Annotated in this window: 25 protein-coding genes and 2 pseudogenes; 14 read left to right on the forward strand and 13 right to left on the reverse strand. The window is 68.2% G+C overall.

Going from position 1 to position 25,308, the window contains the following annotated elements; translation table 11 throughout:
* Nucleotides 1–6 precede the first annotated feature (6 nt).
* Nucleotides 7–375 carry a DUF1801 domain-containing protein gene (locus ACQI46_RS08605; RefSeq protein WP_427093549.1) on the forward strand — a complete coding sequence of 123 codons (369 nt, stop codon included), beginning with the start codon at nucleotides 7–9 and terminating at the stop codon, nucleotides 373–375.
* Here the strand turns inward: ACQI46_RS08605 and ACQI46_RS08610 are convergent.
* From ACQI46_RS08610 to ACQI46_RS08620, 3 genes are all read right to left on the reverse strand, one after another.
* Entirely contained in the window at nucleotides 372–866 is a 495-nt protein-coding gene (locus tag ACQI46_RS08610; protein WP_427093550.1) for a nitroreductase/quinone reductase family protein, read from the reverse strand. The two genes, ACQI46_RS08605 and ACQI46_RS08610, sit on opposite strands and share 4 nt — an antisense overlap.
* 355 nt (nucleotides 867–1,221) lie before the next feature.
* Nucleotides 1,222–1,839 (reverse strand): hypothetical protein, encoded by a 618-nt coding sequence (locus ACQI46_RS08615; protein ID WP_427093551.1) that lies wholly within the window; start codon nucleotides 1,837–1,839, stop codon nucleotides 1,222–1,224.
* Nucleotides 1,840–1,945: 106 nt separating this feature from the next.
* Nucleotides 1,946–2,638 (reverse strand): guanylate cyclase, encoded by a 693-nt coding sequence (locus ACQI46_RS08620; protein ID WP_427093552.1) that lies wholly within the window; start codon nucleotides 2,636–2,638, stop codon nucleotides 1,946–1,948.
* 27 nt (nucleotides 2,639–2,665) lie between these two features.
* On the opposite strand from ACQI46_RS08620, the gene ACQI46_RS08625 reads away from it, so the two are divergent.
* The gene (locus tag ACQI46_RS08625; protein WP_427093553.1) at nucleotides 2,666–2,842 is read left to right on the forward strand and encodes a hypothetical protein; all 177 of its coding nucleotides are present in this window, start codon (nucleotides 2,666–2,668) and stop codon (nucleotides 2,840–2,842) included.
* Here the strand turns inward: ACQI46_RS08625 and ACQI46_RS08630 are convergent.
* From ACQI46_RS08630 to ACQI46_RS08650, 5 genes and pseudogenes are all read right to left on the reverse strand, one after another.
* Entirely contained in the window at nucleotides 2,821–3,609 is a 789-nt protein-coding gene (locus ACQI46_RS08630) for an adenylate/guanylate cyclase domain-containing protein (RefSeq protein ID WP_427093554.1), read from the reverse strand. The genes ACQI46_RS08625 and ACQI46_RS08630 overlap by 22 nt on opposite strands.
* 3 nt (nucleotides 3,610–3,612) lie before the next feature.
* Nucleotides 3,613–3,981: a limonene-1,2-epoxide hydrolase family protein gene (locus ACQI46_RS08635; protein WP_427093555.1), complete on the reverse strand. Its 369-nt coding sequence runs from the start codon at nucleotides 3,979–3,981 to the stop codon at nucleotides 3,613–3,615.
* A 53-nt stretch (nucleotides 3,982–4,034) separates the two neighbouring features.
* A pseudogene (locus tag ACQI46_RS08640) lies at nucleotides 4,035–5,454 on the reverse strand (DUF222 domain-containing protein).
* Nucleotides 5,455–5,497: 43 nt separating this feature from the next.
* Nucleotides 5,498–8,389, reverse strand: coding sequence for an aminotransferase (locus ACQI46_RS08645; protein WP_427093556.1), 2,892 nt, complete (start codon nucleotides 8,387–8,389; stop codon nucleotides 5,498–5,500).
* A 12-nt stretch (nucleotides 8,390–8,401) separates the two neighbouring features.
* Complete coding sequence (locus ACQI46_RS08650; protein ID WP_427093557.1) at nucleotides 8,402–9,277, reverse strand: alpha/beta fold hydrolase; 876 nt, start codon at nucleotides 9,275–9,277, stop codon at nucleotides 8,402–8,404.
* Nucleotides 9,278–9,381: 104 nt separating this feature from the next.
* Between ACQI46_RS08650 and ACQI46_RS08655 the strand changes: the two genes are divergently transcribed.
* The 5 genes and pseudogenes from ACQI46_RS08655 (at nucleotide 9,382) to ACQI46_RS08675 (ending at nucleotide 12,074) form a co-directional block, all read left to right on the forward strand.
* Entirely contained in the window at nucleotides 9,382–9,984 is a 603-nt protein-coding gene (locus ACQI46_RS08655) for a TetR/AcrR family transcriptional regulator (protein WP_427093558.1), read from the forward strand.
* Nucleotides 9,985–10,045: 61 nt separating this feature from the next.
* On the forward strand, nucleotides 10,046–10,519 hold the full coding sequence (locus ACQI46_RS08660) for a VOC family protein (protein ID WP_427093559.1): 474 nt from the start codon (nucleotides 10,046–10,048) through the stop codon (nucleotides 10,517–10,519).
* Between the two features lie 42 nt (nucleotides 10,520–10,561).
* Nucleotides 10,562–10,834: pseudogene (locus ACQI46_RS08665) on the forward strand (MCE family protein); the annotation flags it as partial.
* The gene (locus tag ACQI46_RS08670; RefSeq protein ID WP_427093560.1) at nucleotides 10,798–11,412 is read left to right on the forward strand and encodes an Mce protein; all 615 of its coding nucleotides are present in this window, start codon (nucleotides 10,798–10,800) and stop codon (nucleotides 11,410–11,412) included. The pseudogene ACQI46_RS08665 and the gene ACQI46_RS08670, both read left to right, overlap by 37 nt.
* On the forward strand, nucleotides 11,409–12,074 hold the full coding sequence (locus ACQI46_RS08675; protein ID WP_427093561.1) for a hypothetical protein: 666 nt from the start codon (nucleotides 11,409–11,411) through the stop codon (nucleotides 12,072–12,074). Before ACQI46_RS08670 ends, ACQI46_RS08675 begins: the two co-directional genes overlap by 4 nt.
* Here ACQI46_RS08675 and ACQI46_RS08680 read toward each other — a convergent pair.
* Nucleotides 12,071–12,892, reverse strand: coding sequence for an SDR family NAD(P)-dependent oxidoreductase (locus ACQI46_RS08680; RefSeq protein ID WP_427093562.1), 822 nt, complete (start codon nucleotides 12,890–12,892; stop codon nucleotides 12,071–12,073). The two genes, ACQI46_RS08675 and ACQI46_RS08680, sit on opposite strands and share 4 nt — an antisense overlap.
* Nucleotides 12,893–12,916: 24 nt before the next feature.
* Here ACQI46_RS08680 and ACQI46_RS08685 point away from each other — a divergent pair, with 24 nt between their 5' ends.
* Entirely contained in the window at nucleotides 12,917–14,170 is a 1,254-nt protein-coding gene (locus tag ACQI46_RS08685; RefSeq protein ID WP_427093563.1) for a WS/DGAT domain-containing protein, read from the forward strand.
* A gap of 73 nt (nucleotides 14,171–14,243) precedes the next feature.
* On the opposite strand, the gene ACQI46_RS08690 is transcribed toward ACQI46_RS08685, so the two are convergent.
* Nucleotides 14,244–14,897, reverse strand: coding sequence for a TetR/AcrR family transcriptional regulator (locus tag ACQI46_RS08690; RefSeq protein ID WP_427093564.1), 654 nt, complete (start codon nucleotides 14,895–14,897; stop codon nucleotides 14,244–14,246).
* Nucleotides 14,898–14,963: 66 nt separating this feature from the next.
* On the opposite strand from ACQI46_RS08690, the gene ACQI46_RS08695 reads away from it, so the two are divergent.
* From ACQI46_RS08695 to ACQI46_RS08705, 3 genes are all read left to right on the forward strand, one after another.
* Nucleotides 14,964–16,424, forward strand: coding sequence for a carotenoid oxygenase family protein (locus ACQI46_RS08695; RefSeq protein WP_427093565.1), 1,461 nt, complete (start codon nucleotides 14,964–14,966; stop codon nucleotides 16,422–16,424).
* A 22-nt stretch (nucleotides 16,425–16,446) separates the two neighbouring features.
* Complete coding sequence (locus tag ACQI46_RS08700) at nucleotides 16,447–16,971, forward strand: DoxX family protein (protein ID WP_427093566.1); 525 nt, start codon at nucleotides 16,447–16,449, stop codon at nucleotides 16,969–16,971.
* A 578-nt stretch (nucleotides 16,972–17,549) separates the two neighbouring features.
* Complete coding sequence (locus tag ACQI46_RS08705) at nucleotides 17,550–19,292, forward strand: DUF3556 domain-containing protein (RefSeq protein WP_427093567.1); 1,743 nt, start codon at nucleotides 17,550–17,552, stop codon at nucleotides 19,290–19,292.
* Nucleotides 19,293–19,298: 6 nt separating this feature from the next.
* Here ACQI46_RS08705 and ACQI46_RS08710 read toward each other — a convergent pair whose 3' ends face one another.
* Nucleotides 19,299–20,090: a FadR/GntR family transcriptional regulator gene (locus tag ACQI46_RS08710; protein ID WP_427093568.1), complete on the reverse strand. Its 792-nt coding sequence runs from the start codon at nucleotides 20,088–20,090 to the stop codon at nucleotides 19,299–19,301.
* 182 nt (nucleotides 20,091–20,272) lie between these two features.
* On the opposite strand from ACQI46_RS08710, the gene ACQI46_RS08715 reads away from it, so the two are divergent.
* The 3 genes from ACQI46_RS08715 to ACQI46_RS08725 are packed head-to-tail and all read left to right on the forward strand — an operon-like array spanning nucleotide 20,273 to nucleotide 23,392.
* Nucleotides 20,273–21,430: a thiolase family protein gene (locus ACQI46_RS08715; RefSeq protein WP_427093569.1), complete on the forward strand. Its 1,158-nt coding sequence runs from the start codon at nucleotides 20,273–20,275 to the stop codon at nucleotides 21,428–21,430.
* On the forward strand, nucleotides 21,427–22,221 hold the full coding sequence (locus ACQI46_RS08720; protein ID WP_427093570.1) for a crotonase/enoyl-CoA hydratase family protein: 795 nt from the start codon (nucleotides 21,427–21,429) through the stop codon (nucleotides 22,219–22,221). Before ACQI46_RS08715 ends, ACQI46_RS08720 begins: the two co-directional genes overlap by 4 nt.
* 28 nt (nucleotides 22,222–22,249) lie before the next feature.
* A complete protein-coding gene (locus ACQI46_RS08725; RefSeq protein ID WP_427093571.1) occupies nucleotides 22,250–23,392 on the forward strand; it encodes an acyl-CoA dehydrogenase family protein in 1,143 nt (380 codons plus the stop codon).
* A gap of 85 nt (nucleotides 23,393–23,477) precedes the next feature.
* On the opposite strand, the gene ACQI46_RS08730 is transcribed toward ACQI46_RS08725, so the two are convergent.
* Complete coding sequence (locus ACQI46_RS08730) at nucleotides 23,478–24,233, reverse strand: fasciclin domain-containing protein (protein ID WP_427093572.1); 756 nt, start codon at nucleotides 24,231–24,233, stop codon at nucleotides 23,478–23,480.
* A 79-nt stretch (nucleotides 24,234–24,312) separates the two neighbouring features.
* The gene (locus ACQI46_RS08735) at nucleotides 24,313–25,233 is read right to left on the reverse strand and encodes an SDR family NAD(P)-dependent oxidoreductase (RefSeq protein ID WP_427093594.1); all 921 of its coding nucleotides are present in this window, start codon (nucleotides 25,231–25,233) and stop codon (nucleotides 24,313–24,315) included.
* Nucleotides 25,234–25,308: the final 75 nt, after the last annotated feature.

Here is a 25,308-nt window from a genome sequence, read left to right on the forward strand (position 1 = left end):
GGGCATATGAGTGAGGACTGGCGCATCGACCGGATCGATGAGATCCGGTCGCTGATAAACCGAGCAGAACCCGATGTCATCGAAGAGATCAAGTGGCGCAAGCCGTCGAATCCCGATGGCGTACCGGCTTTTTCGTTGGACGGCCTGATCTGCACGCTGGAGATGTACAAGGGCAAGGTCAAGGTGAACTTCGCGAAAGGGTCGTCGATCCCAGACCCCGATGGCCTGTTCAACGCGAGCCTGCAGGCTCCCGTCGGGCGTTCCATCGACCTGCGCGAGGACGACGAACTGGACACGGACGCGTTCGTGACGCTGATCAAGGAGGCCGTTCGGGTCAACCGGGACAAGAAGGCCGCCAAGGGCAAGAAAAGCTAACGGGGCGTCAGCTTGAAGATCGGGATGTCGCGGCCGGACTTCTCCGTCTTGGCGCGGTAGTCGGCGTAGCCGGGGTAGACGCGCTCGGCGAGCTTGAACAGACGCGCGTACTCACCCGCGTCGAAGACCTGGTGCGCGGTGAATTGCTCACCGCCGAACTCACATTCGGGGTTCGCCTTGAGGTTGTGGTACCACTGCGGATGCTTGTCGCCGCCGAAATTGGAGGCGACGAGCACCACGTCGGTGCCGTCGTGGAAGTAGGTCAACTGCGTGACTCGACGCTTGCCCGACTTCGCGCCCACGGTCACCAACGGCGCGTTGATGATGGGCCCCATGTTGACGCGGCCACCGGTGAGGCGAAACAGCAGGGGATCGGTGTGGCGAGCGATGTGGCGCGCCATGAACTGACCGAGCCGCGAACGACCGAAACGAACGCCCTGTTGATACTTGGATCCACGACTGCGATGCGGATCGACAAAGCGCAGCGGCATGTCGGCAACCTACCCTCGCAGCGAGGACGGGAAACAGGCCCACCCTCCACGGAAGTGCAGCGCGCGGCGATGTGTGCGTACTGGCTGCCGCCCTTGCAGTTCCGCGACGACGCATGACGCGCCTGAGCCGATGCACCGCAACCAACGCCGCCAGCTGCGCTGCCTGCTTCAACAACGCTGCTCGTGAGGTGCGCTGTCGCCAGGACGTGGGCGGGCGATCCGCGCGTCGGCCGAGCAGATAGCCAACCCCCAGCGCGGCCGTCACCGCGATCACCACGGCCAGGCCGGTCATGGCCTCGATCCTGCCCTGCCGCCATCGCAGCGAGGTCACAGACCGAGCACAGCTGCGCCCTGGTCAGTGCGCCTGATACTCGACCATCGGGTCGCGACTCTGCAGGGTCTCACCGGAGAGCACCACCAACTCCGTCGGCGACAGCCGGTAGGTGGTGTCGTTGTTACGCGCCTCGAACCCGGCGGCCATCGGCCGCACGTCGTCGAGCTGCAGGAACGCACCATCGATGAGGCGCACCCCGCGGTACTCGTGGTCACCGGCGCGGTCCCGGCAGATCACGATCGCCGCACGCGACGTGCGTGCGATCGCCACCGCGCTCACCCCGGAATCGCAGCGGGCCTCGGAATCGACGAAGCCGCGGTTGTCGATCTGCGACTTCTCGACCGCCGGCGCGGGGGCTGCGGCGGCGGGTGGGGGAAGCGCCGCGGCCGGCGGAGGAAGGGTAGGTGCGACGGGTGGCCGCGGAGTCGGCGTACCCGACGTCGACTCGGCGACGGTGTCCGGTGTCGCCTGAACCGGCTGCACAGCCGCGATGTCGTCGTTGCGGCTGGTGAGGAACAGGAAGAGGATCGCGATCGTCCCGATCGAGGCCACCACGATCGCGAGGGCAGACAACTTGGAGCTCAGCCCGCCGGATGCGGCGGTTTCGGACGAGGGGACATCCTCGATCGAGGTCGGCATGGCTGTTCTCCCTGATGGCACCGCGAAACGAAGGTGTTACCAACAGCAAACCACCTCGGTGGTGCCGCGACCGCGATCCGCGTCGGCGTTTCGCCGACGACGTGGGTCACACCGTCACAGCAATCTCCGCCCCGAGCCGATAGCCGTGTCTCAGGGGCAGCTGATCACCGCTCCAGAACTTCCCGGGGTCGAACCAGTTCCAGTGCTTCTCGGTCTGCAGTAACCCCATCGCCTCATAGGTGATGGCGACCGTCTCGGCGCAGTACGCCGTCTCCAGACCGGCGGTGGACCGGGCCGTCTTGCGACGCTCAGCTGCTTGACGAACCTTGTTGTGCACGAATGGGATTCCGCGGGTGAAATCGCTGACCACCGGGAGACGTCCCCGCAGCCACCGTCCGGTCAGCCGGGCAGTCGAGGGGAACGGGGTGCCGTCCATCCGCGCGATCACCTTCAGCGCCAGGTCTTCCTGCTCCCGGGTGGCCGACGGCGTCAACTGACGCAGCCAGCACCGCTGGCCGTAGGTGTGCACCCACCGGTGTACCGCGTCGCGCAGATCGTTGAGCTGAACGCCGCGATGATGGGTACCCGTCCACAGGTCCAGGAGCTTGTCGCCCAGTTCGGCGTGCCAGATCAGCGGCGGCAGATCGTCGATCGCCACCGTCATCCCGACGTGGTTCACGGGCGCGTTGGTCAACGACTGGATGGCTCGGTCTGGACCGGACTGCCCGCGGAACAACCAGATGTCACCGGTGCGGGTCTCTTCCAGCGCACGGTCGAGTGTCACCGTGTGTGGCTTCATGGTGGCAGCTTAGGCAGACTGACCTGCATGCGTGGGATCTGGAAGTGGGTCGGGCTCGCCGGTGCCGCCGGGGTGGTGGCCGGTGGAGTCCTGGTGGCGCGGGATCAGCGGCGCCGCAACTCCTACACCGCCGACGACATCCGCGCGCGGTTGCATCAGCGGTTGGCCGCGGCCGAACAGTCTCAAGCGGACTCGACCGAATAGAGCCGGTGGCTGCCTGCGAAGCCCTTGAGCTCGGCGTCCCGGGCGTCGGAGAACACGATGTCGTCACACTCGGCGACGGTGTCGTGTACGGCCTGGCTGATCAGGATCTCGCCGCCGTCGGCCTGGCTCGCAACCCGCGCCGCCATCGCGACGTTGCGGCCGAACAGGTCGTCGCCGCGCAGCACCGACTTGCCGGTGTGAATGCCGATGCGCACCTTCATATCCCGCGAGCGACGGCGCAGTCCCTGCTGGATCGCGACCGCGCAGCGGACGGCCTGCTCGGGCCGGCCGAACGCCACCATGAAACCGTCGCCCTGACTCTTGACGACGTAGCCGTCGTGCCGATCGACGAGCCGTCGAACTTCCCTGTCGTGCTTACCGATCAGCCGCACATACGCCCGGTCGCCGATGCGTTCGTTGAGCGCGGTGGATTCTTCGATGTCGGAGAACATGATCGCCACGCGCCCACCGGGCGCCACCTTGGCCAGGTCGGGACGCTCGACCTCGGCCCAGTCGGCCAGATCCTCGATAGAGGACCGCACCGCCGCACCCAAACCGTCGCGGCGCAGGATGTTGGCGGTTTCCCACACCGTCTTGACGGCTTTGGTTCCGCCTGACACCAACAGTTGGCGTGTGTCGAGGCGGCGACGCAGTTCGTCGGCCTCCTCACGCGCGGCGTGGAGGCGTCGAGTCTGCACCAGCAACGCGACCGCGAGACCGAGGGCCAGGGCGGCCAGCAGGGACAGGACGATCACCGTGGCGGTCATGTCCTAACTCCAGGCTCTGGTGACCGTCGCCATGTCGAAATAGTCGCGCCAGGCCGCGATGCGCCCGTCGGCGATCTCGAAGACGCCGGCCACCGGCAGCGCGAGGGTCCGGCCATCCTTGAAACGCATGACATCGGTGCGCTCGTTGAAGACCAGGCCGCCCGAGCCGACCTGCCGGTGCAGCTGGAAATCGATCCCGTCCACCATGGCGGTGAATTCGGCGATGAACGCTCTGATCGCCTCACGGCCGACGGCCGGATCCATCGGAATGTTGTGGTACACACCGTCTTCGGTGAAGTAGGAGGCCAGCTCCTCGGGGTTCGGGGCGGCCCACTTCGCGCAGAACTCGGTCACCACGTCGTCGGGTGTCATCGTTCGATGAAACCCAGCGGCGGCGCGGAAGGCAACCCGCTCCCTTCGCGGCGCTATGGGTCGCCGTCTTCGTCTTCGGGAAGGCGATAGCGTTCGGGGTGGTGGTAGCCGTTGGTGCGGTGGCGGCCTTTGTCGAGGTCGGATGGTGGGATCCACTCGGTTTGGTTCTTGTCGTTTTTGGTTGTGCGCCAGTCGGTTTTGTCGAGCATGTGGTGGCATGCTGGGCAGGCCAGGGCCAGATCGTCGACGTTGGTTTCTCCGCCTGCGCTCCAGTCGGCGGTGGCGTGGTGGGCCTGGCACCAGTAGCCCGGGGCGGTACAGCCGGGGCGGGTGCAGCCGCGGTCGCGAGCGTGCAGCACGATCCGCTGGGCGGTGTTGGCCAGGCGTCTGGCTCGGCCCAGATACAGGCTCTGGCCGGTGTGTTGGTCGTAGACATACAGGTAGTGATGGGCGCGGGCGGCCATCCGGATCAGATCGCGCATCGGCAGCACGCTGCCCCCGCCGGTAACCGCGACCCCCGCGCCTTTCTCCAGTTGCTGCAGGGTGGTGGACACGATGACGGTGACCGGCAACCCGTTATGCGTGCCGAGTTCCCCGGACTCCAGGGCGCGGCGCCCGACGGCGACGAACGCGTCATGCCGGCGTTGGGCTGGCGTCCGCCAGTCGCGGCTGGGCGCTGGATCCGGAGCAGGCTCGCCGGCCTCGCAGGCCTGGCCGGGCTCGCCCGCCTCGCAGGCCTCGTCAGGCTCGCCGGTCTCGCCGGGTGGCTGTTCGGGCAGGTTGGCGCCCGGAGCGGCATCTTTAGCGAAGATCGCTTCCCAGATCGCCAGCGCTTCGGGTGAGAGCGTTCCGGAGATGCTCGCGGTGCCGTCGGCGCGCTGCTTGCCGATGGTGATCCCGCATTTACGGGCGATCTCGGCCTCGCTGGGTTCGGCGCCGTCGGGATCGATCATCACCAACAACATCGCCGCCGCCGCATCGAGGTTCTCCGGATCCAGTCCGGCACCGATGTGGGCCAGATGCCGATCGGCCTCGGCGCGGGTGCCCGCATCCACGCTGGCCGGGAGTTTCTTGTGGAACTTCGCGATCACCGCGACATGCTCCTCGTCGAGCAGGCCGGCAGCTTGCGCAGCGGCCGTGGCTTCCCACAACGGCGGCAAGGGTTCCCCGGTCATCGCGCGGCGCGGCCCCAGCGCCTCGGCCCGGGCCAGGCGCCGCCGCGCGTCGGCGCCGCTGACCCGCAACGCGGTGGTCAGCACCTTCTTCCAGGACTTCTCACCCAGCCGGAACGGCTCGGTCTCGTCAGTGAGCCGCGCCAGGATCTGATGTTCGAGGGCCGGCACGCTGCGCACCAGCGTGGTCAGCTCGCTCAACAACCCGATCAACTCACGATGCGGCAACTCCTCGGCAGCCTTACCCCAAGGCGGCCAACTGCTCGGCCATCACCCCGAGTGCTTCCGACGCCGTATCCATGATTAGAACACTAGTTCGAACCACCGACAAGTCCGGGGCGCCGCTACCACCCCTCGGTCAGAACCCGATCGAGAGTGTCGACGTAGAAGTCGGCAGCCGCGATGTCGAGGCACAACGGCGGCTTGGTCTTGAGGATGTTCTGGTGATCGCCGGTGGGTTGAATGATCACCCCGAGATCCAGCATCCGCTCGCAGACCGCGGCGGTCTCCTCGGTCGCGGGCGCGAGGGTCTGCCGGTCGCGCACCAGTTCCACGCCGAGATACAGACCGAAGCCGTGGACCGTGCCGACCAGCGGATGCCGGTCCGCAAGTGCTGAGAGTCTCTCTTTGAGATGGCCACCGACGCGACGTGCGTTGTCCTGCAAGCCTTCCTCGGCCAAGACATCGAGCACCGTCAAACCGATGGCGCATGACAACGGACTGCCGCCGGTGGAGGAGAAGAAGTAACCCTGGCTGGAGAACGCCTCGGCGACCGCTCGAGTGGTGATCACCGCGCCCAGCGGATAGCCGTTGCCGGCCGACTTGGCCACCGACACGATGTCGGGCACCGCGTGCTGCTGCTCGAAACCCCAGAACCAGTCGCCCAGCCGACCGTATCCGACCTGGACTTCGTCGGCGATCGTCAGCCCGCCGCAGTCACGCACCGCGGCGTACACCTGACGTAGATAATCGTCGGGCAGCGCCATGCCGCCGGCGTTGCCGTACACCGATTCGCAGATGAACGCCGCCGGCGCGCGTCCCTGCGCGACCATGTTCTCGATCTGGGCCACCGCGTCACCGGCGTAACGCCGCGCCTCATCGCCGCGGTACTTGCCGCGAAAGCTGTTGGGGGACTCCACCGTGTGCACCCAGTCCGGGCGGGTGGCAAGGGCGTTGGGGTTGTCGGCGGTCGACGTCGACACGGCGTCGGTGCCGTAGGTCCAGCCGTGATACGCCTCGCGCACCGCGACGACGTCGCGGCGACCGGTCGCGGCCGTAGCCAACCGGATCGCCAGATCGCTGGCTTCAGACCCGGAGTTGACCAGGAAGACGGTGTCGAGCGGATCAGGTAGCAGGCTCGCCAGCCGCTCGCTGAACTCCACCACCGCTTCGTAATGGAACCGAGAGTTGGTGTTGAGCCGGCGCAACTGCCGCGCCGCGGCGTCGGCGATCCGTGGGTGCGCGTGCCCGAGCACAGTCACGTTGTTGACCATGTCGAGGTAGCTGCGGCCTCGAGTCGACATCAGGAAGTGCCGTCGGCCACGCTCGATCCGGGGCGGGCGGTGGTAGTAGAACTCCTGCACGGGGGCGAAACTCGCGTCGCGGCGCCGCAGCAGATCCTCGTCGCCGCCCACCTGCAGTGGCGCCAGTCCGAGCAGCGGCCTCGGGTCACGGGTGCACGCCAGCCAACCCGGCGCCAGATCGACGTCGGTGAAGCGGGGCGCCACAGGCGCAACGTTGGGCCGTACGGTGACATCGAAACGTCCCACGGCGTGGGCCAGGCGCTGACCGGCGCGCACCGCCCCCGACACACCGTCCCGAACACCATCGAGAACCAGTGTGAAGTCGTTGCCGCTCAACAGGATCGAGCCGTCATCGGTGCTGGTGGCCGACCCGTCCCACGGTGCACTCAGGTCGGTTCCGGCTGCGGGCCACACCGTCATCGCGGTCGCGACGACATCGGGGCTGTCCTGGCTGAGCTGGGGTGCGCGGCTGAGCCGGGCTTCGGCGTAGCGCGTGAGGACGATGCTCGCGCCGTGCCGCAATGTCGCCGCGGCAGCTTCGTCCTCGACGGCGGGGGAGATCGCCGCGGCGGCGTCGTAAATCGGGGATGTGGTCGAAAGGTCCAGCGTGCGAACGTCTTCGGAAGCCACCCTGAGCAATGGGGCCTGCACGGTCAGCGCGGCCTGCTCCGCGGCAACCCCCAGGCCGGCCTGCAGCACCCCGGCCATGACCTCGATCGGCACCGAGGTGGCCAGCTCGAACATCTGCCGTTCGGCTGCCGCCTGCGCGGTCAGGTACGGGTTGTCCGGGTCGAGGGCGGCCTGCTGGGCTCCACTGGCGATCAGCACCGCCGCGCGCAACACGATCATCGGCCACACCGCGAGGATCTCGGCCTCCGACAGGGGACGGACGGCGTGAAACGCCTGCACCGCAGGCAGCACCGAAGCAGGCCGTGCGCCTGCATGCCCCAGGATCGACGAGGCGGTGATGGCCAGTTCGGACACTGCCCACGTCGTCGTCAGATCGCCGAAATCGATGACACCGTCCGGCTTCCGCGAGCCCGTACCGGTCGACAGCACGACGTTGGCGTCGGTCAGGTCGAGGTGTACCGCCTGTCGCGGCAGAGCTGCGTCGAGTGCCGCGATGCGCGCCCACGCCTGCTCGGTCGCCGCCGACAGCCGATGCCGCAGGGCGGGATCATCGACATGGCCGGCCAGCATCGTGACCACCTGATCGGCAAACCGCAAGTCCCACTGTAGGACTCGCTCCAGTCCCGGATGGGTGAAGTTCGCCAGCGCCCGGCTCACGCGTGCGGATACGTCGCCCAGGCCTGCCGCCGCGGCGGCGGTGAGGTGGCCGGCGTCTTCCACCGTTCCGCCGGGCAGGAAGCCCAGCAGCCGCACATACACAGGACCCGGTAAAACGGTGAGCTTTTCGCCTCGGGAGTTGGCGCACGACACGGCGACGCGCAGCTGCGGCTCGGTCGACGCGAGGTGTTCGGCCGCGGCGTCTTGCGCCTCCAACTCGGTGGCCGTGAACGCTGGGTTGGCGATCTTCAGGACGCCGACAACCTCACCCCCCGCTGCGGTGACGAGGAAGTTCCTGTCCTGCTGGCTACCCAAAGACGAGGCGCGCGCGGCCATGTCGTAGTGGGTCGCGAGGATCTCCTCGGCCTCTGCCTCGGTCACCCGCGGCGCCGGCAGCTCTGGCCGCTCCAGGAAATTGAACCCCATGCGCTGCGGAAGTTACTGGCGCAGCGTGAAATCGACGACGACCTCGGAGAACGCGTCGTTGTCGTCGCCGGCGGCGGTGTGGCCTGCCCCGGACAGCTCGGCGAACTCCGCCGACGGCACCTTGGACAGGAAGTCGGCCACCGCCTCCTCGCTGACCACGTCGGAGAGCTTGCCGCGGATCAGCAGGATCGGGATCGTCAGCTCGATGGCGGCCTGCTCGAGCAGTTCCACCCGCACGAACGGATCTTCGTTCGGCTTGGTCAGAAAAGCCGGATCCCAATGCCAGTACCACCGGCCGTCGCGCAACCGCAGGTTCTTCTTCAAACCCTCCGGGCTGCGGGGCCGCGTGCGGTGCGGAAGGTACGCCGCGACGGCGTCGGCGGCCTGCTCCAGCGAGTCGAACCCGTCGACGTTGCTGAACATGAAGTCGCGGATACGCGCACTGCCGTTCTTCTCGTAGCGCGGCACGACATCGACGAGCACCAGGCGACAGACTCGGTCGGGCCCCGCCCTGCGCGCGGTCAGGATTCCGGTCAGCCCGCCCATGCTCGCCCCGATCAACACGGTGGGGCGCCCGATCTGGTCGAGGACCTGCAGCGTGTCGGCGCACAGCGCCTCGACGGTGTACTCGGCGGTCGGGGAGCGATCGCTGTCGCCGTGCCCGCGGCTGTCGAGAGCGACCACGTGTACGCCGCGGCCGGCGAGAATCTGTCCGGTCTTCTTCCAGGAGTGTCGGTTCTGGCCACCGCCGTGCAGCATCAGCACCGAAGGCTGCGACGGGTCGAACCCGGCGGTCCGGGAGGGGTTGTTCCATTCGTCGGCAACCAGGGTGAGGTCGTCGGAGCCCTGGAAGGCGGTCGTCGTCGGCTCGGTGCGGATAGTGCTCACAGGCGTCCTCTCCAGCTCGAATACCGCGACTCACGTTACTGCGGACACCACGCTGCGGGCGTGCCGGGCCAACGGCCGCAACCGCACCGCCTAAATTATCGAGTGTGCAAATTCATCGTTCGGCGGAACGGGAGCGGGCGACGATCATCGACGCCGCATACCGGTGCCTGGTCGATGCGGGGGACCGGCCCATCCGGATGTCGGCGATCCTGGCCTGCGCCGGGCTCTCCAGCCGCGCCTTCTACCGGCACTTTTCGTCGAAAGACGACCTCCTTCTCGCTCTGGTGACACACAAATACGAACAGTTGGCGGCCCGCCTGGACGGCATCGCCGAAAAGGCGGTCGGCGGTCCGGTCGATCAGCTCACGGCATGGATCGAGGCCGCGTTCGACGCCACTCTCGACCCGCAGCACCGGATGCACCTCGCGGTCCTCGACTCAGACGAAGTCCGCGCGGCCAAGGGATACGGGGAAGCGCGCCAGCGGTGGTACACCGAGCGGGAGCGTTCCCTGATCCAGATCCTGTCCCGGGGACAGTTCGACGGCTCCTTGCCGCTGGCCGATCCGGAAACCGACGCCATGGCCATCAGCGCACTGGTCAGCCGGATCATCGCCGCACAGAAGGCCGATGACACCGACTCGGCGGCCTACGCACGCAGTCGCGCCACCGAGTTCGTGCTGCGCGCGGTCGGCGCAGCGGATCGATGAATTCCGACGCCCCGGGCGGTCTGCACCACTGACAGCACATGCCGCCTGCGAGGAGACTCCGATGCCCGCCATCACGCCGTCACTGTGGTTCGACGACAACCTCGAAGAAGCCATCGCGTTCTACGCCGCGATCTTCCCGAACTCGACCGTCGAACGCATCGACCGCTACACCGACGCGGGCCCCGGCACGCCAGGTGAGGTGGTGGCCGCCTACTTCACCCTCGACGGGCAGCCGTTCATCGGGATCAACGGCGGTCCGCAGTTCCGGTTCACCGAAGCCGTCTCGTTCACGGTGGACTGTGCAGACCAGGCGGAGGTCGACTACTACTGGGACCGTTTGCTCGACGGGGGCCGAGAGTCGCAGTGCGGATGGCTCGAAGACCGCTTCGGCCTGAGCTGGCAGATCGTGCCCCGACGCCTCACCGAGCTGACCGGCGACCCCGATCCGGCCCGCGCCACCGCCGCCACCAAGGCGATGCTGGGCATGACCAAGATCGTCATCGCCGAACTCGAGGAGGCAGTGGCCGGCCTCTGACGCCGTACCACCGTGCTGGTGCCGCAAGGCACGGCCGGCGCCCTGCCGTGTGTCACCGCCCCCGGGAAGCGCGCACCTACGGTAAAGATGTGCGGGAGCAATGAGAACTACGTGCCGTTGAACGACGGACCCCCTGCCGAAGCGCCACCGCCGCCGGCTCCGGCGCCGCCACCCATGGCGGCCGCCGAATACGACCCGGGCTGCGGCACGTACGTTGGTCCGGACGGACGGGTGCACACCCCGTCCAACCTGGCCGGTAGTGCCGCAGAGGAGCGAACATGGCAGACGATGCTGCTGCCCCCGACGGGGAACTGACGAAGCCGACCGACGACACCTCGACGGAGGACAGCGAGACCTCCGCCGAAGCGGCGCTGACGGAGGAGGCCCCCCAGGCCCCGCCGCGCGGTCCGATGTCACACGTCAAGGTCGCGCTCATCGCCGGTCTGGTCGGTGTGCTGGCGCTGGCCGGGTTGACCGGGTGGCTGGGCTACCGCACCTACGAATCCCATCAGGCCCAGCAGCAGCGGAACCTGTTCCTCCAGGTCGGTCGGCAGGGCGCGCTGAACCTGACGACCATCAACTGGGAGAGCGCCGACGCCGACGTCCAACGCATCCTCGACTCGGCAACCGGAACGTTCTACGACGACTTCCAGCAGCGCGCACAACCGTTCGTCGACGTGGTCAAGCAGGCGCAGTCCAAGTCCGAGGGCACCATCGCCGAAGCGGGACTGGAGTCCCACGACGGTGACCAGGGCACGGTGCTCGTCGCGGTCACCGTGCGCACGTCGAACGCCGGTGCGCACGAACAACAACCCCGAGCCTGGAGAATGCGGATCACCGTGCAAGAGGTCAACGACGGAGCCAAGGTGTCGAAGGTGGACTTCGTGCCATGAGCGACGACGTGAAGAAGGACGAGCCGGCCGACACCGAGGTCAAGGCCACGGAGATCGAGACGACCGAGGCGGTCGAGGAGACCGAGGCCGTGGACGAGTCTGTGGCGATCGAGACGGAGCCGGAGCCGGCCGTCGCGCCCACGAAGCGCGGCATCGAGTGGAAACGCGTCGTCGCCTTCGGGCTGCTGCCCGCGCTGGCGCTGATCCTCTCGCTGGGCGCGGGCTTCCTGAAGTATCTCGACGACACCTATCAGGACGGCACGATCGTCGTCGATCCGAGCCCGCCGCTGTCCGCGGCCGAGGCGTCGGTCCAGGCGGCCAAGGACAGCACGATCGCGCTGCTGTCCTACACGCCCGACAAGGTCGAGGAACAGCTGGGTGCGGCCCGCGATCTGCTCACCGGCGAGTTCCGCGACTCCTACACGTCGCTGACCACCGACGTGGTGATCCCCGGCGCCAAGGAGAAGAACATCTCCGCGGTTGCGTCGGTACCGGCCGCCGCGTCGGTGTCGGTCGAGTCCGACGAGGCCGTGGTGTTGCTGTTCGTCAACCAGACCGTCAACGTCGGTCAGGATCCGCCCACCGACACGGCCTCCAGCGTGCGGGTCACGCTGGAGAAGGTCGACGGCCGCTGGCTGATCTCGAAGTTCGACCCGGTCTAACCGGCCCCGCGCCGGGCTGGGTGGGTGCGCGCCAGCAGCGGAAGCAACATCCGGCGCGGCGCCAGCCGGTAGAGCGCCGCGGCCACCCGGTTGGGCGTGCCCGGCACGATGATCGCCCGGCCGCAAAACAGGCCGTCGACTGCCTCGGCGGCCACCCGCTCGGCCGGCACCCACAGGAACCTGGGCAGCATCTTCTCGGCCTCCGCGTCGGGGATCCCGGCGCGTTCGCCGAACCCGGTGCGGACCGGGCCGGGGCACAGCACCGACGCCGTGACACCGCTTCCGCGCAGCTCCTCCCGCATCGCCTCGGTGTAGGACAGCACGAACGCTTTGGCCGCACCGTAGGAGGCCTGAAACGGCACCGGTCCGAACGCGCCCACCGACGCCACGTTGAGCACGGCACCGTGCCGGCGGGCGACCATGCCGGGCACAAAGCGGCCGCACAGGTCCACCACCGCCGAGACATCGAGTTCGACCAGTTTCAGTTCGTCGTCGACCGCGACGTCGACCACCCGACCGGCGTTCGCGGCCCCGGCATTGTTGACCAGGATCTCGACGGCAAGACCCAGCTCGGCCACCCGCGTCGGCAGCGCCGCGCGCGCCTGCGGATCCGTCAGATCAGTGGGCAACGCGTGCGCCGTGGGTCCGAGCGTCTCGGCCAGCTTCTGCAGCCGCTGGCTCGGGCGGGCGACGAGGACGACCGGATAGCCGCGCCGGATGAACTCGCGCGAGATGTGCTCACCGATTCCCGACGACGCGCCGGTGACCAGTGCCGCACCCGATGACCGGCGACCCTCGGCACCTCGCAGCAGCGACACGCGCCAGAGCCTAGCCTGACCGATGTGACCGTGCGCCGGCTTGCCGCGGTCGACGCGCAGACCCTTTGGATGTCGGCGTCGATCCCGAGCGACCAGTTCCTGCTGTATGCGTTCGACGGGTGCGCGGCCGATCTGGAGCAGGCGCTCAACACAATTCGCGCCCGCGCCGGCGGCGAGTTCGGGTTGCGCGTCGAGGACGGCGGCTTCTGGACCTACCCGAGGTGGGCGCCGCGTGCGGTCGGTGCCGAGCAGATCGTCGTGCACGAGCTCGCCGAGCCGCAGTGGCAGTCCTGTCTGGATGCCGTGACGGCGCTGACCGACGACCCGGTCGACGCCCGTGACATGACGTGGCGCCTGCATGTCTTCCCGCGGATCGAAGGAATCCCCGGCGTCGATGCCGGGGCGGTGGCGGTCTTCCAGGTGGCGCATGCGTTCGCCGACGGGGTACGCGCGTCGGCGCTTGCGGCGTACCTGCTCGGCCGCGACGTCGAGGTGCCCGGGGTGACGGTGCCGGCGGTGTCGGCCGCCGCGCTGCCGTGGCGCTCGCTGCGCGCGGCGCGACTTCATCGCCGCTTGCTGCGCGACGTCGCCGCGGGACTGGTTCCACCCCAGGCGGATTCGCGGCCCGCGCTGTACAGCAACAATCGGCCCGACGGTGCGCGGCATCTGCGTACGGTGCTGTGTTCGCGCGCGCAGTTCGCCGACACGACGGTGACGGTCGGGGCGCTCGCCGCGATGTCCGAGGCGCTGGCCGGGCATCTACGTCAGCTCGGCGATGATCCGGCCCAGCTGGGCGCCGAAGTCCCGATGGCGAAAACCGGACCGCGGTCGGCCTACAACCACTTCGGCAACGTCACCGTGGGACTCTTTCCCGCACTGGCGGTTTCAGCGCGCAACCGGGCGATCGCCGCCGATCTGCACGCGCGTCGGCGCCGCGCGGCCCACCCGGCGCTGCGGGCCGAGGCGGACGCGTTCGCGGCGATGCCCGCGCCGTTGTTGCGTTGGGGCGTCGGGCAATTCGACCCCGACGTGCGCTCGCCGACGGTCACCGGCAACACGGTGGTCTCCAGCGTCAACCGCGGGCCCAAGGATCTGACGTTCGGGGGCGCGACTGTCGTGCTGACCGCAGGCTTTCCGAGCCTGTCGCCGATGATGGGCCTCACCCACGGCGTACACGGAATCGGCGACACCATCGCGGTCAGCGTGCACGCCGCGGATTCGGCGATCGGCGACATCGACGCCTACCTCGACCGGCTGCGCCACGCGCTGTCGCCCTGACCGCCGAAATTGCATTCCACGCGCGTCAAAACATGGGATTTCGCTCGGCACAAGCAATCTCGGCGGACGATGCTCACCCGGCCAGGCTGGTCAGCACCGCGTGCATCGACTGGTCGACCGCGTCGCGGTCGTCGCCCATGCCGACGAGCGTGTCGACGATCAGGGGACTCAGGATGTGCGTCAGTCCGCGGTTGTCACCACCGAAGAAGCCGGCGAGGTCGAGCATCACCGCGCCGTGGGTGATGCTCCACAAGCGGCCGGCCACGGCGAGTTCGTCGTCCTCGCGGATCCGGCCCGCGGCCATCATGCGTTGCACGGCGGTGCGCAGCGCGGTGAACGACGCGGCCCATTCGGCGCGGTCGGAGACGCTTCCGGTGGCTGTCAGGTCGGCGCGGTGTGCGGCGACGGACGTCGGCGTCGCCGTGCCGAACATGAATTGATAGCGGGGTGGGTTGGCCACCGCGAACTGGTAGTAGGCCAGACCCATCCTCAGGAAGTCCGCGACCGGGTCGTCGGTGCGCGGGATGTCGGTCAGCGCGTCGGCGAACCGGCCGAACACCTGGCCGGCGACGGCGTCGAGCAGTCCTGTCATGCCGCCGAAGTGCGTGTACACCGCCATCGTCGACGTTCCCGCCTGCGTCGCGACGCTGCGGGCACTGAGGGCGCTCAGCCCGTCGCGTTCGAGTGTCTCGACACCGGCCTGGACCAACGCTTCCCGTGCGCTCACCCTTGCCATCCTGCCATAACGGTGTTATACATCTGGTACCCATAACGGTGTTATCGGAGGTGGACGATGGAAAACCACTACCTGACCGGCGCGTTCGCGCCGCTGACCGAAGAAGTCACCCTCACCGCGTTGCCCGTGCGGGGAACCATCCCCGAGTACCTGGACGGTCGGTACCTGCGGAACGGGCCGAACCCCGTCGGCGAGATCGACCCGGACCTCTACCACTGGTTCCTCGGGGACGGCATGGTGCACGGCATCCGGCTGCGCGACGGCGCGGCGCAGTGGTACCGCAACCGCTGGGTCCGCGGTCCGCTCGCCGCGCAGGCCCTCGGCGAGCCGGTGCCCGGCGGGCACTTCGGCGCCTCGCCGATCGGCGCCAACACCAACGTCATCGGCCACGCCGGCAAGACGCTGGCGCTCGTGGAGGGCGGCGTCGCCAACTACGAGTTGACCGACGAACTCGACACCGTCGGCGTCTGCGACTTCGACGGCACGGTCAGCGGCGGCTACACCGCCCACCCCAAACGGGACCCGGCCACCGGAGAGCTGCACGCCGTCTCCTACAGCATGCTGCGCGGCAACACCGTGCAGTACTCGGTGATCGGGGTCGACGGGCGCGCCCGACGGCTCGTCGACGTCGAAGTGGGCGGCAGCCCGATGATGCACGACTTCTCGCTGACCGAGCGGTATGTCGTGTTCTACGACCTGCCGGTGACCTTCGATGCGCGCGAAGCGGCCTCGATGACCGTCCCACGGGCGCTACGGCTACCGGCGCGAATCCTGTTGTCAGCGTTGATCGGACGCGTCCGCATACCGGACCCGATCGCCGCCAGCCTGCCCGACGGAAACCCGGCAGACCGCCGCTTCCCGTACTCGTGGAATCCGCGCTATCCGGCCCGCGTCGGCGTGATGCCGCGCGAAGGCACCAGTGCCGACGTCCGCTGGTTCGACGTCGAACCCTGCTACGTCTTCCACCCCCTGAACGCCTACGACGACGGCGACACGGTCGTGCTCGACGTGATTCGCCACCCCAAGATGTTCGACGCCGACCGCCGCGGCCCCAACGAAGGCCCTCCGACGCTGGAGCGGTGGACCGTCGACCTGGCCGACGGCAAAGTGCGCGAGACGCGCCTCGACGACCGGGGTCAGGAGTTCCCGCGCGTCGACGAACGTCTGGTGGGCAAACGCCACCGCTTCGGTTACACCGCCGCGTTCGGGGTCGGCGGCCAACCCGGCGACGCGCTGCTCAAGCACGACTTCCTCGGCGACGACGGCGCAGTGCGGCACTTCGGCGCGGACAAAGCCCTCAGCGAGTTCGTCTTCCAGCCCTCGCATCCCGACGCCGCCGAGGACGACGGTGTGCTGATGGGCTACGTCTACGACCGCAGCACCGACCGCAGCGAGCTGGCCATCCTCGATGCGCAGACGCTCGAGGACGTGGCCGCGATCGAACTGCCGCACCGCGTTCCGGCCGGCTTCCACGGCAACTGGGTGCCCACCGACGACGGGGGACTGGGCGCGGCGTGACAAATGTTCTAAGTTCTGTCACATGACTGCCTACGACGTTGGAGTTCTGATCCTGCGACTGGTCCTGGGTCTGACGATGGCCGCGCACGGTTACAACAAGTTCTTCGGCAAGGGCGGGCTCAAAGGCACCGCCGGCTGGTTCGACAGCATGGGGATGAAGCCGGGCATGTTCCACGCCCGCGTCGCCGCGACCACCGAGATGGCTGCGGGCATCGGGTTGGCGGTCGGCCTGCTGACCCCCATCCCCGCTGCGGGCTTCGTCGCGCTGATGCTGGTCGCCGCGTGGACTGTGCACAAGCCCAACGGCTTCTTCATCGTCAAGGAAGGCTGGGAGTACAACCTGGTGCTCGCCGTCTCGGCGGTCGGGATCGCGGCGATCGGGGCGGGCAAGATCAGCCTCGATCATCTGCTGTTCTCCGGTAGCGCCTTCTACGACTACCTCCACGGCTGGTGGGGTCTGGCCATCGCGGCGGTGCTCGGCCTGGCCGGCGGCATCGGCCAGCTGGCGATCTTCTACCGCCCCCCGGCCAAGACGGGCGCTGCCTAGTCCCAGCTGCCTCACCGTTCCGCTTCGGGCGCTGCTTGGTCCCACCAGCCTCACCGCTCCGCGACGCGCGCTGCCTAGTCACAGCAGCCCCACCGTTCCGCGACGGGCGCTGCCTAGTCGCAACAGCCTCACCGTTCCGCTTTTTGCAGGGGTCTTCTCGAACTTTCTCTGCAAAAGGTGGATGTGTGTGACCAGCGGGACCGCGGGGCCGGGCAAGCGCAGCTAGCGCGGGATCGCGGGACCGCGGGGCCCGGGCAAGCGCGGAGCTAGCGCGGGAGCGCGAGCGCGGGACCGCGAGGCGAACGCCGCCGCTCGTCCAAGCCTCACAAGACGGGCGCTGCCTAGTCCCACCAGCCTCACCGATCCGCTTTTTGCAGGGGTCTTCTCGAACTTTCTCTGCAAAAGGTGGATGTGTGTGACCAGTGGGACCGCGGGGGCCCGGGCAAGCGCGGGGCGAGCGTAGGACGTCGGGAGCACGAGCGCGGGAGCGACCGCGGGGGCGAACGCCACCGCCCACCCGAACGGACTTTCCGTGCGTTCGCGACAACCCAAACTGCAACACGTTCTAGTCTGGCCCCATGGGGTTTCTGAAGCAGGACGCGCCCGTCGTCGACTACGCCGAATGGAGTAAGGGCACCCGCGCCGAGAGGATCGTCCCGATGGCCCGGCACTGGGCCGAGGTGGGCTTCGGCACGCCGGTGGTGATGCACCTCTTCTACGTCGCCAAGATCGCGCTGTACATCCTGGGCGCGTGGCTGGTGGTGTTGACGACCACCGGTATCGACGGCTTCACCAACGTCGCCGACTGGTACCACGAACCGATCGTGTACCAGAAGGTCGTCTTCTACACGATGCTGTTCGAGGTCGTCGGCCTCGGCTGTGGCTTCGGCCCCCTGAACAACCGGTTCTTCCCGCCCATGGGTTCCGTCCTGTACTGGTTGCGGCCCAAGACGATTCGGCTGCCGCCATGGCCGGGCCCGGTGCCGCTGACCGCCGGCGACACCAGGACGCCGTTCGACGTCGCGCTCTACGCCGCGCTGCTGGTGCTGCTGGTCGTCGCCCTGTTCTCCGACGGCACCGGCCCGATCCCTGAGCTGGGCAGCGAGGTGGGCGTGCTGCCGGTGTGGCAGACCGCGGCCATCCTCGCCGTGCTCGCCGTGGCCGGCCTGCGCGACAAGGTGATCTTCCTGGCCGCACGCGGCGAGGTCTACGGCTCGCTGGCGGTGTGCTTCCTGTTCACCGGCGCCGACATCGTCATCGCCGCGAAGCTGGTGTGCCTGGTCATCTGGATCGGCGCGGCGACGTCAAAACTCAACAAGCACTTCCCGTTCGTCATCTCGACGATGATGAGCAACAACCCCGTCATCCGGCCGCGCTGGATCAAGCGCAAGTTCTTCGAACACTTCCCCGACGATCTGCGCCCCGGCAGGGCGTCGCGCCTGCTGGCGCACTTCTCGACCGCGATCGAGATGCTGGTGCCGCTGGTGCTGTTCTTCTCGCACGGCGGATGGGCCACCGCCATCGCAGCTTTCGTGATGCTGGTCTTCCACTTCGGCATCCTGTCGGCCATCCCGATGGGCGTGCCGCTGGAATGGAACGTCTTCATGATGTTCAGCGTGCTGGCGCTGTTCGTCGGCAACGCCGGCATCGGGCTGTCGGACCTGAACTCCCCGTGGCCGATCCTGCTGTTCGTCGCCGTCGCAGGCACCGTCGTGCTCGGAAACCTGTTCCCGCGCAAGGTCTCCTTCCTCCCCGGCATGCGGTACTACGCCGGCAACTGGGACACCTCGCTGTGGTGCATCAAACCGTCCGCGGACGCCAAGATCGCCGACGGCATCGTCGCGATCGCGAGCATGCCCGCCGCGCAGATGGAGAAGTTCTACGGCAGCAAGGAAACCGCGGAGATGTACCAGTACATGGGCTATGCGTTCCGGTCGTTCAACACCCACGGCCGGGCCATGTTCACCCTGGCGCACCGCGCGATGGCCGGGCACCCAGAATCCGATTACGTGCTCACCGACGGGGAGCGCATCTGCAGCACCGCGATCGGGTGGAACTTCGGCGACGGCCACATGCACAACGAGCAGCTGATCGAAGCGTTGCAGAAGCGCTGCGGTTTCGAACCGGGGGAGGTGCGCGTGCTGCTGCTCGACGCCCAACCGATCCACAAGCAGCGTCAGGAGTACCGCCTCGTCGACGCCGCGACGGGCGAGTTCGAGCGGGGCTACGTCATGGTCGCCGACATGGTCACGCGGCAGCCGTGGGACGACACCGTGCCGGTGCACGTGACGTGGCAGAAAGACGGCGCCGACGCGCCGTGAGCCCGCTCAGCCCATCACGTCACGGACCGCCACGCTCTCCAGTCCGGTCAGCAGCAACTCGCGCGTCTTGTCCAGGTGCTTGCGCCAATGCGCCTCGGCGCCCGGGGCGTCGCCGGCGCGCAGGAACTGCATCAGCCGGCGGTAGGAGCGCATCAGCGTTTCGTAGTCGGCCTTCGACACCGGGCGACGCTCCTTGAACACGAAAGCCGTGTGGCGCACGGTGATCTCGTGCAGCATTCCGGCGATGATGCCCAGCGTCGCGTTGCCCGACAGCTGCACCACCCGCAGGTGGAACGCGCCGGTGGTCTCGGCCAGGTGCTCCGAGCGCCACCCGTCGGCGATGAGCTGTTGGAGCATGCTCTCGAGTTCGTCGAACGCCTCGTCGGTCCCGGACTCGGCCAGCAACCGGGCGGCCATCGGCTCGATGCCCGATTTCGCCGTCAGCAGATCGGCGATCGTGGCGCCGGACAACTCGAGCAGCAGGCCCGCGGGCCGCGCCACCACCTCTGGTCCCGGCACCCGCACCCGGGCACCGGTGCGAGACCCGCGGCGCACCTCGACGAGACGCTCGGACTCCAGGACGCGCACGGCTTCCCGCAGGGTCGGGCGGCTCACCCCGAAATGGGCCATCAACTCGGCCTCGTTGGGGAGGAAGTCACCGTCTTTGAGCTGGCCGTCGACCACCATGCGCCGCAGCGTCCCGGCCACCAACTCGGCGGTCTTGGGGGATCGGACAGCCGAGCCCGCACCAGCGGCGTCAGGCCCGATCATCGGGGCCAGCCGGGTGCTCCGCGTCACATCTACTCCCTACCGAAAACGCACCTGTTCGCCCAGGTGAGCTGTACAACTCAGTAAACCATCACGGGGATGGCTGGACCGACAGCGCCGGCGGCACCAGCCTCCTAGAGCAGGTTGACTTAGTAAACCTTGTTTGTCTAGTTTCGGGAAAACGGTCCACTGTGTTTCGAAGGAGAAGTCCCATGGCTGAAGCCGTCATCGTCGAGGCTGTCCGGTCACCAGTCGGCAAACGGAATGGCGCCCTGGCCGGCATCCATCCGGCCGAGCTCTCGGCCCAGGTCCTCAACGGTCTGGTCGAGCGCGCCGGGGTCGACCCCGCGCTCGTCGACGACGTGATCTGGGGCTGCGTGATGCAGGCCGGTGAGCAGGCCCTCGACATCGCCCGCACCGCGGTGCTGTCCGCCGGCTGGCCCGAGACCGTCCCGGGCGTCACCGTGGACCGTCAGTGCGGTTCCAGCCAGCAGTCGCTGCACTTCGCCGTCGCCGGCGTGGTGGCCGGGCACTACGACGTCGTCGTCGCCGGTGGCGTCGAGTCCATGTCGCGCACCCCGATGGGCTCGTCGCTGGCCAACGGCGGAAACCCCTACGGCGAGTCGTTCAAGGCGCGCTACGACAAGACCCCGAACCAGGGCATCGGCGCCGAGATGATCGCCGAGCAGTGGGGCTTCGACCGCACCCAGCTCGACGAGTTCTCGCTGCGCTCGCACGAGAAGGCCGCTGCGGCACAGGATTCGGGTGCCTTCAAGGACCAGATCGTCGGGATCAAGACCAAGGACGCCGACGGCAACGACACCGTCGTGCTCGAGGACGGCGGCATCCGTCGCGGCGGCAGCGTCGAGTCGATGGCCAAGATCAAGCCGGCCTTCCGGGAAGACGGCGTGATTCACGCCGGCAACTCCAGCCAGATCTCCGACGGCTCGGCCGCGCTGCTGATCATGTCGGCGGAGAAGGCCAAGGACCTCGGTCTCAAGCCGCTGGCCAAGGTGCACACCGCGGTCCTGGCCGGTGCCGACCCGGTCATCATGCTGACCGCGCCGATCCCGGCCACGCAGAAGGCGCTCAAGAAGTCCGGTCTGAGCGTCGACCAGATCGGTGCCTTCGAGGTCAACGAGGCCTTCGCGCCGGTGCCGATGGCATGGCTGAAGGACATCGGCGCCGACGAGACCAAGCTGAACCCCAACGGCGGCGCGATCGCGCTGGGTCACCCGCTCGGCGGTTCCGGCGCGCGGATCCTGACCACGCTGCTGTACCACATGCGGGACAACAACATTCAGTACGGACTGCAGACCATGTGCGAGGGCGGCGGTCAGGCCAACGCGACCATCCTGGAACTGCTGTGACCGAAGCTGCGGTCGGCGCTCTCACCGAGCGCCGGGGGAACGTCCTCGTCATCACGATCAACCGGCCCGAGGCCCGCAACGCGGTCAACGCGTCGGTGAGCATCGGTGTCGGTGACGCGCTGCAGGCCGCGCAGGACGATCCGGAGATCAGGGCCGTGATCCTGACCGGAGCAGGGGACAAGTCCTTCTGTGCCGGAGCGGATCTCAAGGCGATCTCGCGCGGCGAGAACCTGTTCCACCCGGACCATCCAGAGTGGGGCTTCGCCGGCTACGTGCGGCACTTCATCGACAAGCCGACCATCGCCGCGGTCAACGGCACCGCCCTGGGGGGCGGCACCGAGCTGGCGCTGGCCAGCGACCTGGTGGTCGCCGAGGAACGCGCCAAATTCGGTCTGCCCGAAGTGAAGCGCGGTCTGATCGCCGGTGCCGGTGGCGTGTTCCGCATCGTGCAGCAGCTGCCGCAGAAGCTCGCTCTCGAGCTGATCTACACCGGTGAGCCGCTATCGTCGGCAGATGCGCTCAAGTGGGGCCTGATCAACAAGGTCGTGCCGGATGGCACCGTGGTCGACGCGGCTCTGGCTCTGGCCGAACGCATCACGTGCAACGCGCCGTTGGCCGTGCAGGCCAGCAAGCGCGTGTCCTTCGGTGCGGTCGACGGCGTGGTCGCTGCCGACGAACCGTTCTGGAAGCAGACCTTCAGCGAGTTCTCCACGCTGCTGAAGACCGAAGACGCCATGGAAGGGCCGCTGGCCTTCGCGGAGAAGCGCGAACCGGTCTGGAAAGCCAAGTAAGCCAAGTAACCCAAGTGAGGGAACAATCATGAAGCGCACCATCTACGACGCCGAGCACGAGGCGTTCCGCGAGACGGTCAAGGAGTACATCGAGCGCGAGCTCGTCCCCAACCACGACAAGTGGGAGTCCGAGCGCATCGTCGACCGGTCGGCCTACACCGCGGCCGGCAAGTACGGCCTCATCGGGTTCAACATGCCCGAGGAGTTCGGCGGCGGCGGGTCGGATGACTTCCGGTTCAACGCGATCATCGACGAGGAGATCGCCAAGGCCGGTGTCCACGGACCCGCGCTGAGCCTGCACAACGACGTCGTCGGCCCGTACTTCAAGGACCTGACCAACGACGAGCAGAAGCAGCGGTGGCTTCCCGGCATCGCCAGCGGCGAGACCATCATCGCGGTCGCGATGACCGAGCCCGGCGCCGGCAGTGACCTGGCCGGCATCCGCACCTCCGCGGTGCGCGACGGCGACGACTGGATCATCAACGGCTCCAAGACATTCATCTCGTCGGGCATCAACTGCGACCTGTGCGTCGTGGTCGCCCGCACCGACCCGGAGGCCGGCCACAAGGGCTTCTCGCTGTTCGTGGTGGAGCGCGGCATGGAGGGCTTCACCCGTGGCCGCAAGCTCGACAAGATGGGCCTGCACAGCCAGGACACCTCCGAGCTGCACTTCGAGAACGTCCGGGTGCCGAGCGCCAACCTGCTGGGCAAGGAGGGTCGCGGGTTCTACCACCTGATGACCAACCTGCCGTCGGAGCGGCTCTCGATCGCGATCTCCGCGATCGCCGGTGCCCGCGCGGTGTTCGACGAGACGCTGCAGTACGCCAAGGACCGCAAGGCCTTCGGGCAGCCGATCGGCAGCTTCCAGCACAACCGGTTCCTGCTCGCCGAGATGGAGACCGAGCTCGAGGTCACCGAGAACTACATCGACCGCTGCCTGCAGGGCGTCGTCGACGATGAGCTGACCGCGGTCGAGGCCGCCAAAGCCAAGTGGTGGGCCACCGAGGTGGCCAAGAAGGTCGTCGACCAGTGCGTGCAGCTGCACGGCGGCTACGGCTACATGATGGAGTACCGCGTGGCGCGCGCCTACGTCGACGGACGTATCCAGACGATCTTCGGTGGCACCACCGAGATCATGAAGGAGATCATCGGCCGCGACCTGGGAGTCTAGAGCTCACCTCCCCTCGCGAGCAGACACAAAATCGCCCCTTTTCACTCGAAAAGGGGCGATTTTGTGTCTGCTCGCGAAGAGAACGTCAGCCGATCGGGGCTTCGGCCGCCGGCACCGGTGAGCTGGCGGGAACCTCGGCGGCCGGGGCCGGCTCGGTCGTCTCGGTCGGAGCGGCCGACGTGGTCGTCGCCGGGCTCGTGGAGCTGGTCGACGTCGGCGTGATCGGCGCGGGCGCCTTCGCCGGATCGAGCACCTGGTCGATGATGTAGACGCGCGCGTTGGCCGCCTGGATACCGCCGCAGACCACCTTGGCCGTCTGGTTGACCTTGATGTCGCCGCCCTTGCCGGTCACCTCGATCTCGGTGCCCTCCTGGGTCGGGCGCTGCCCCTTGACGTCGTCGGGACCGAGGAGGCCCAGGAACGCGTGGTAGTAGACGAGATCCGTCAGCGCGGCCGCGTCGGTGCGCAGGTACTCGGCCTGCTCGGGCGCCAGCGCAGCGAATGCCTCGTTGCTGGGGGCGAACACGACGTACGGGCCGTTTTCGAGCACCGGCACGACGTTGACCGCGGGATTGAGTCCACCCGAGATCGCCGCGTGGAACGAGCTGACCTCGGGAATGCCGGCCAGCGCTGTCCCCACCGGCAGGTCGGCCAGTCCCTTCCAGTTGGGCAGGGCTTCCTTGAACGCGCCGCACTCCGGGCCCTGGGGGTCGGGGATCTCGACCACCACTTCGTCGTTGTCGGACGGCTGGGCCTGAGCGGTGACGGCCAGCGGAACCGACAGGGCGATCGCGGCGGCACTCACGGCGACGCCGATGGTCTTGCCGGTACGACTCTTCACGTTCTGCTCCTCATGCTCGACAGGTCGCCTGGCATGGTAGAGCGCGCGAAAGGCCCCGGCCAAGTCGAGGTGAGCGCCCTCAGGCCGGGGCGGCCTGGGTGCACAGCCGCTCCGAGAGGTCCCACAGCGTCAGTGCCCGCGCCTCGTCGGTCGCATACGACGCGGCGCGCGCCACCTGGCAGTCCGACAGGTACACCCCGCCGACGTCGGCCAGATCGGCGCTGACCGCCGCCCAGACCTGGGTCGCCGCGCCGTGCTCAGGGGTGGTGAAGTCCTTGGTCACGTCCAGGGGGCGGGACCGGCGCTGCTGGCTGCCGCGGTCGGCGCGCGACCGGCTGTTGAGCAGCTCGAAGTCCTCGCTCGTCATGTGCCGCGCCAGCGATGTCGCGACGATGCCGGGGTGCACCGCGTAGGCCCGCACGCCGCTGTCGCGCAGCCGCCGGTCCAGCTCCACGGCGTGCAGCACGTTGGCGGTCTTGGCGGCACCGTAGGCGGCGAACTTGTCGTACTCGCGACGCTCCCAGTTCGGGTCGTCCAGGTCGACATCGCTCATCCGGTGCCCCTCTGAAGCGAGCACCACCACCCGCGCGCCGTCGGCGGCGACCAGCGCCGGGAACAGTAGGCGGGTGAACTCGAAATGGCCGAGATGGTTTGTGCCGAACTGGATTTCGAATCCGTCGACGGTACGGCTGAACGGGGTGAACATCACTCCCGCGTTGTTCATCAGCACGTGCACCGCCGGGGTCAGCTCCGCGATCTGAGCCGCCGCGGATGCGACGCTGGCAAGCGACGTCAGGTCCAGGGGCACCAGCGACAGCGTCGCGTCGGCGACGTCTGCCCGCACCCAGGCCTCGGTGTCGGCGAGCGCCTCGGTGTTGCGGGCGGCCAGGATCACGTGCGCGCCGGTGCGGGCCAGCGCCCGCGCCGACTCGCGGCCCAGCCCGGCCGAAGCCCCGGTGATGACGACGGTCTTGCCGGTCAGGTCGACGCCCTCGACCATGTCGAGCGCGGTAGGTGCAGACGGTGCGGTCACGAGGTGAGGATTGCACGCCCGGCCGGCGGGGTGGGTGGGTGG

This window comes from Mycobacterium sp. SMC-4 (genome assembly GCF_050205565.1).
In the GTDB taxonomy this organism is placed as follows: Bacteria; Actinomycetota; Actinomycetes; order Mycobacteriales; family Mycobacteriaceae; genus Mycobacterium.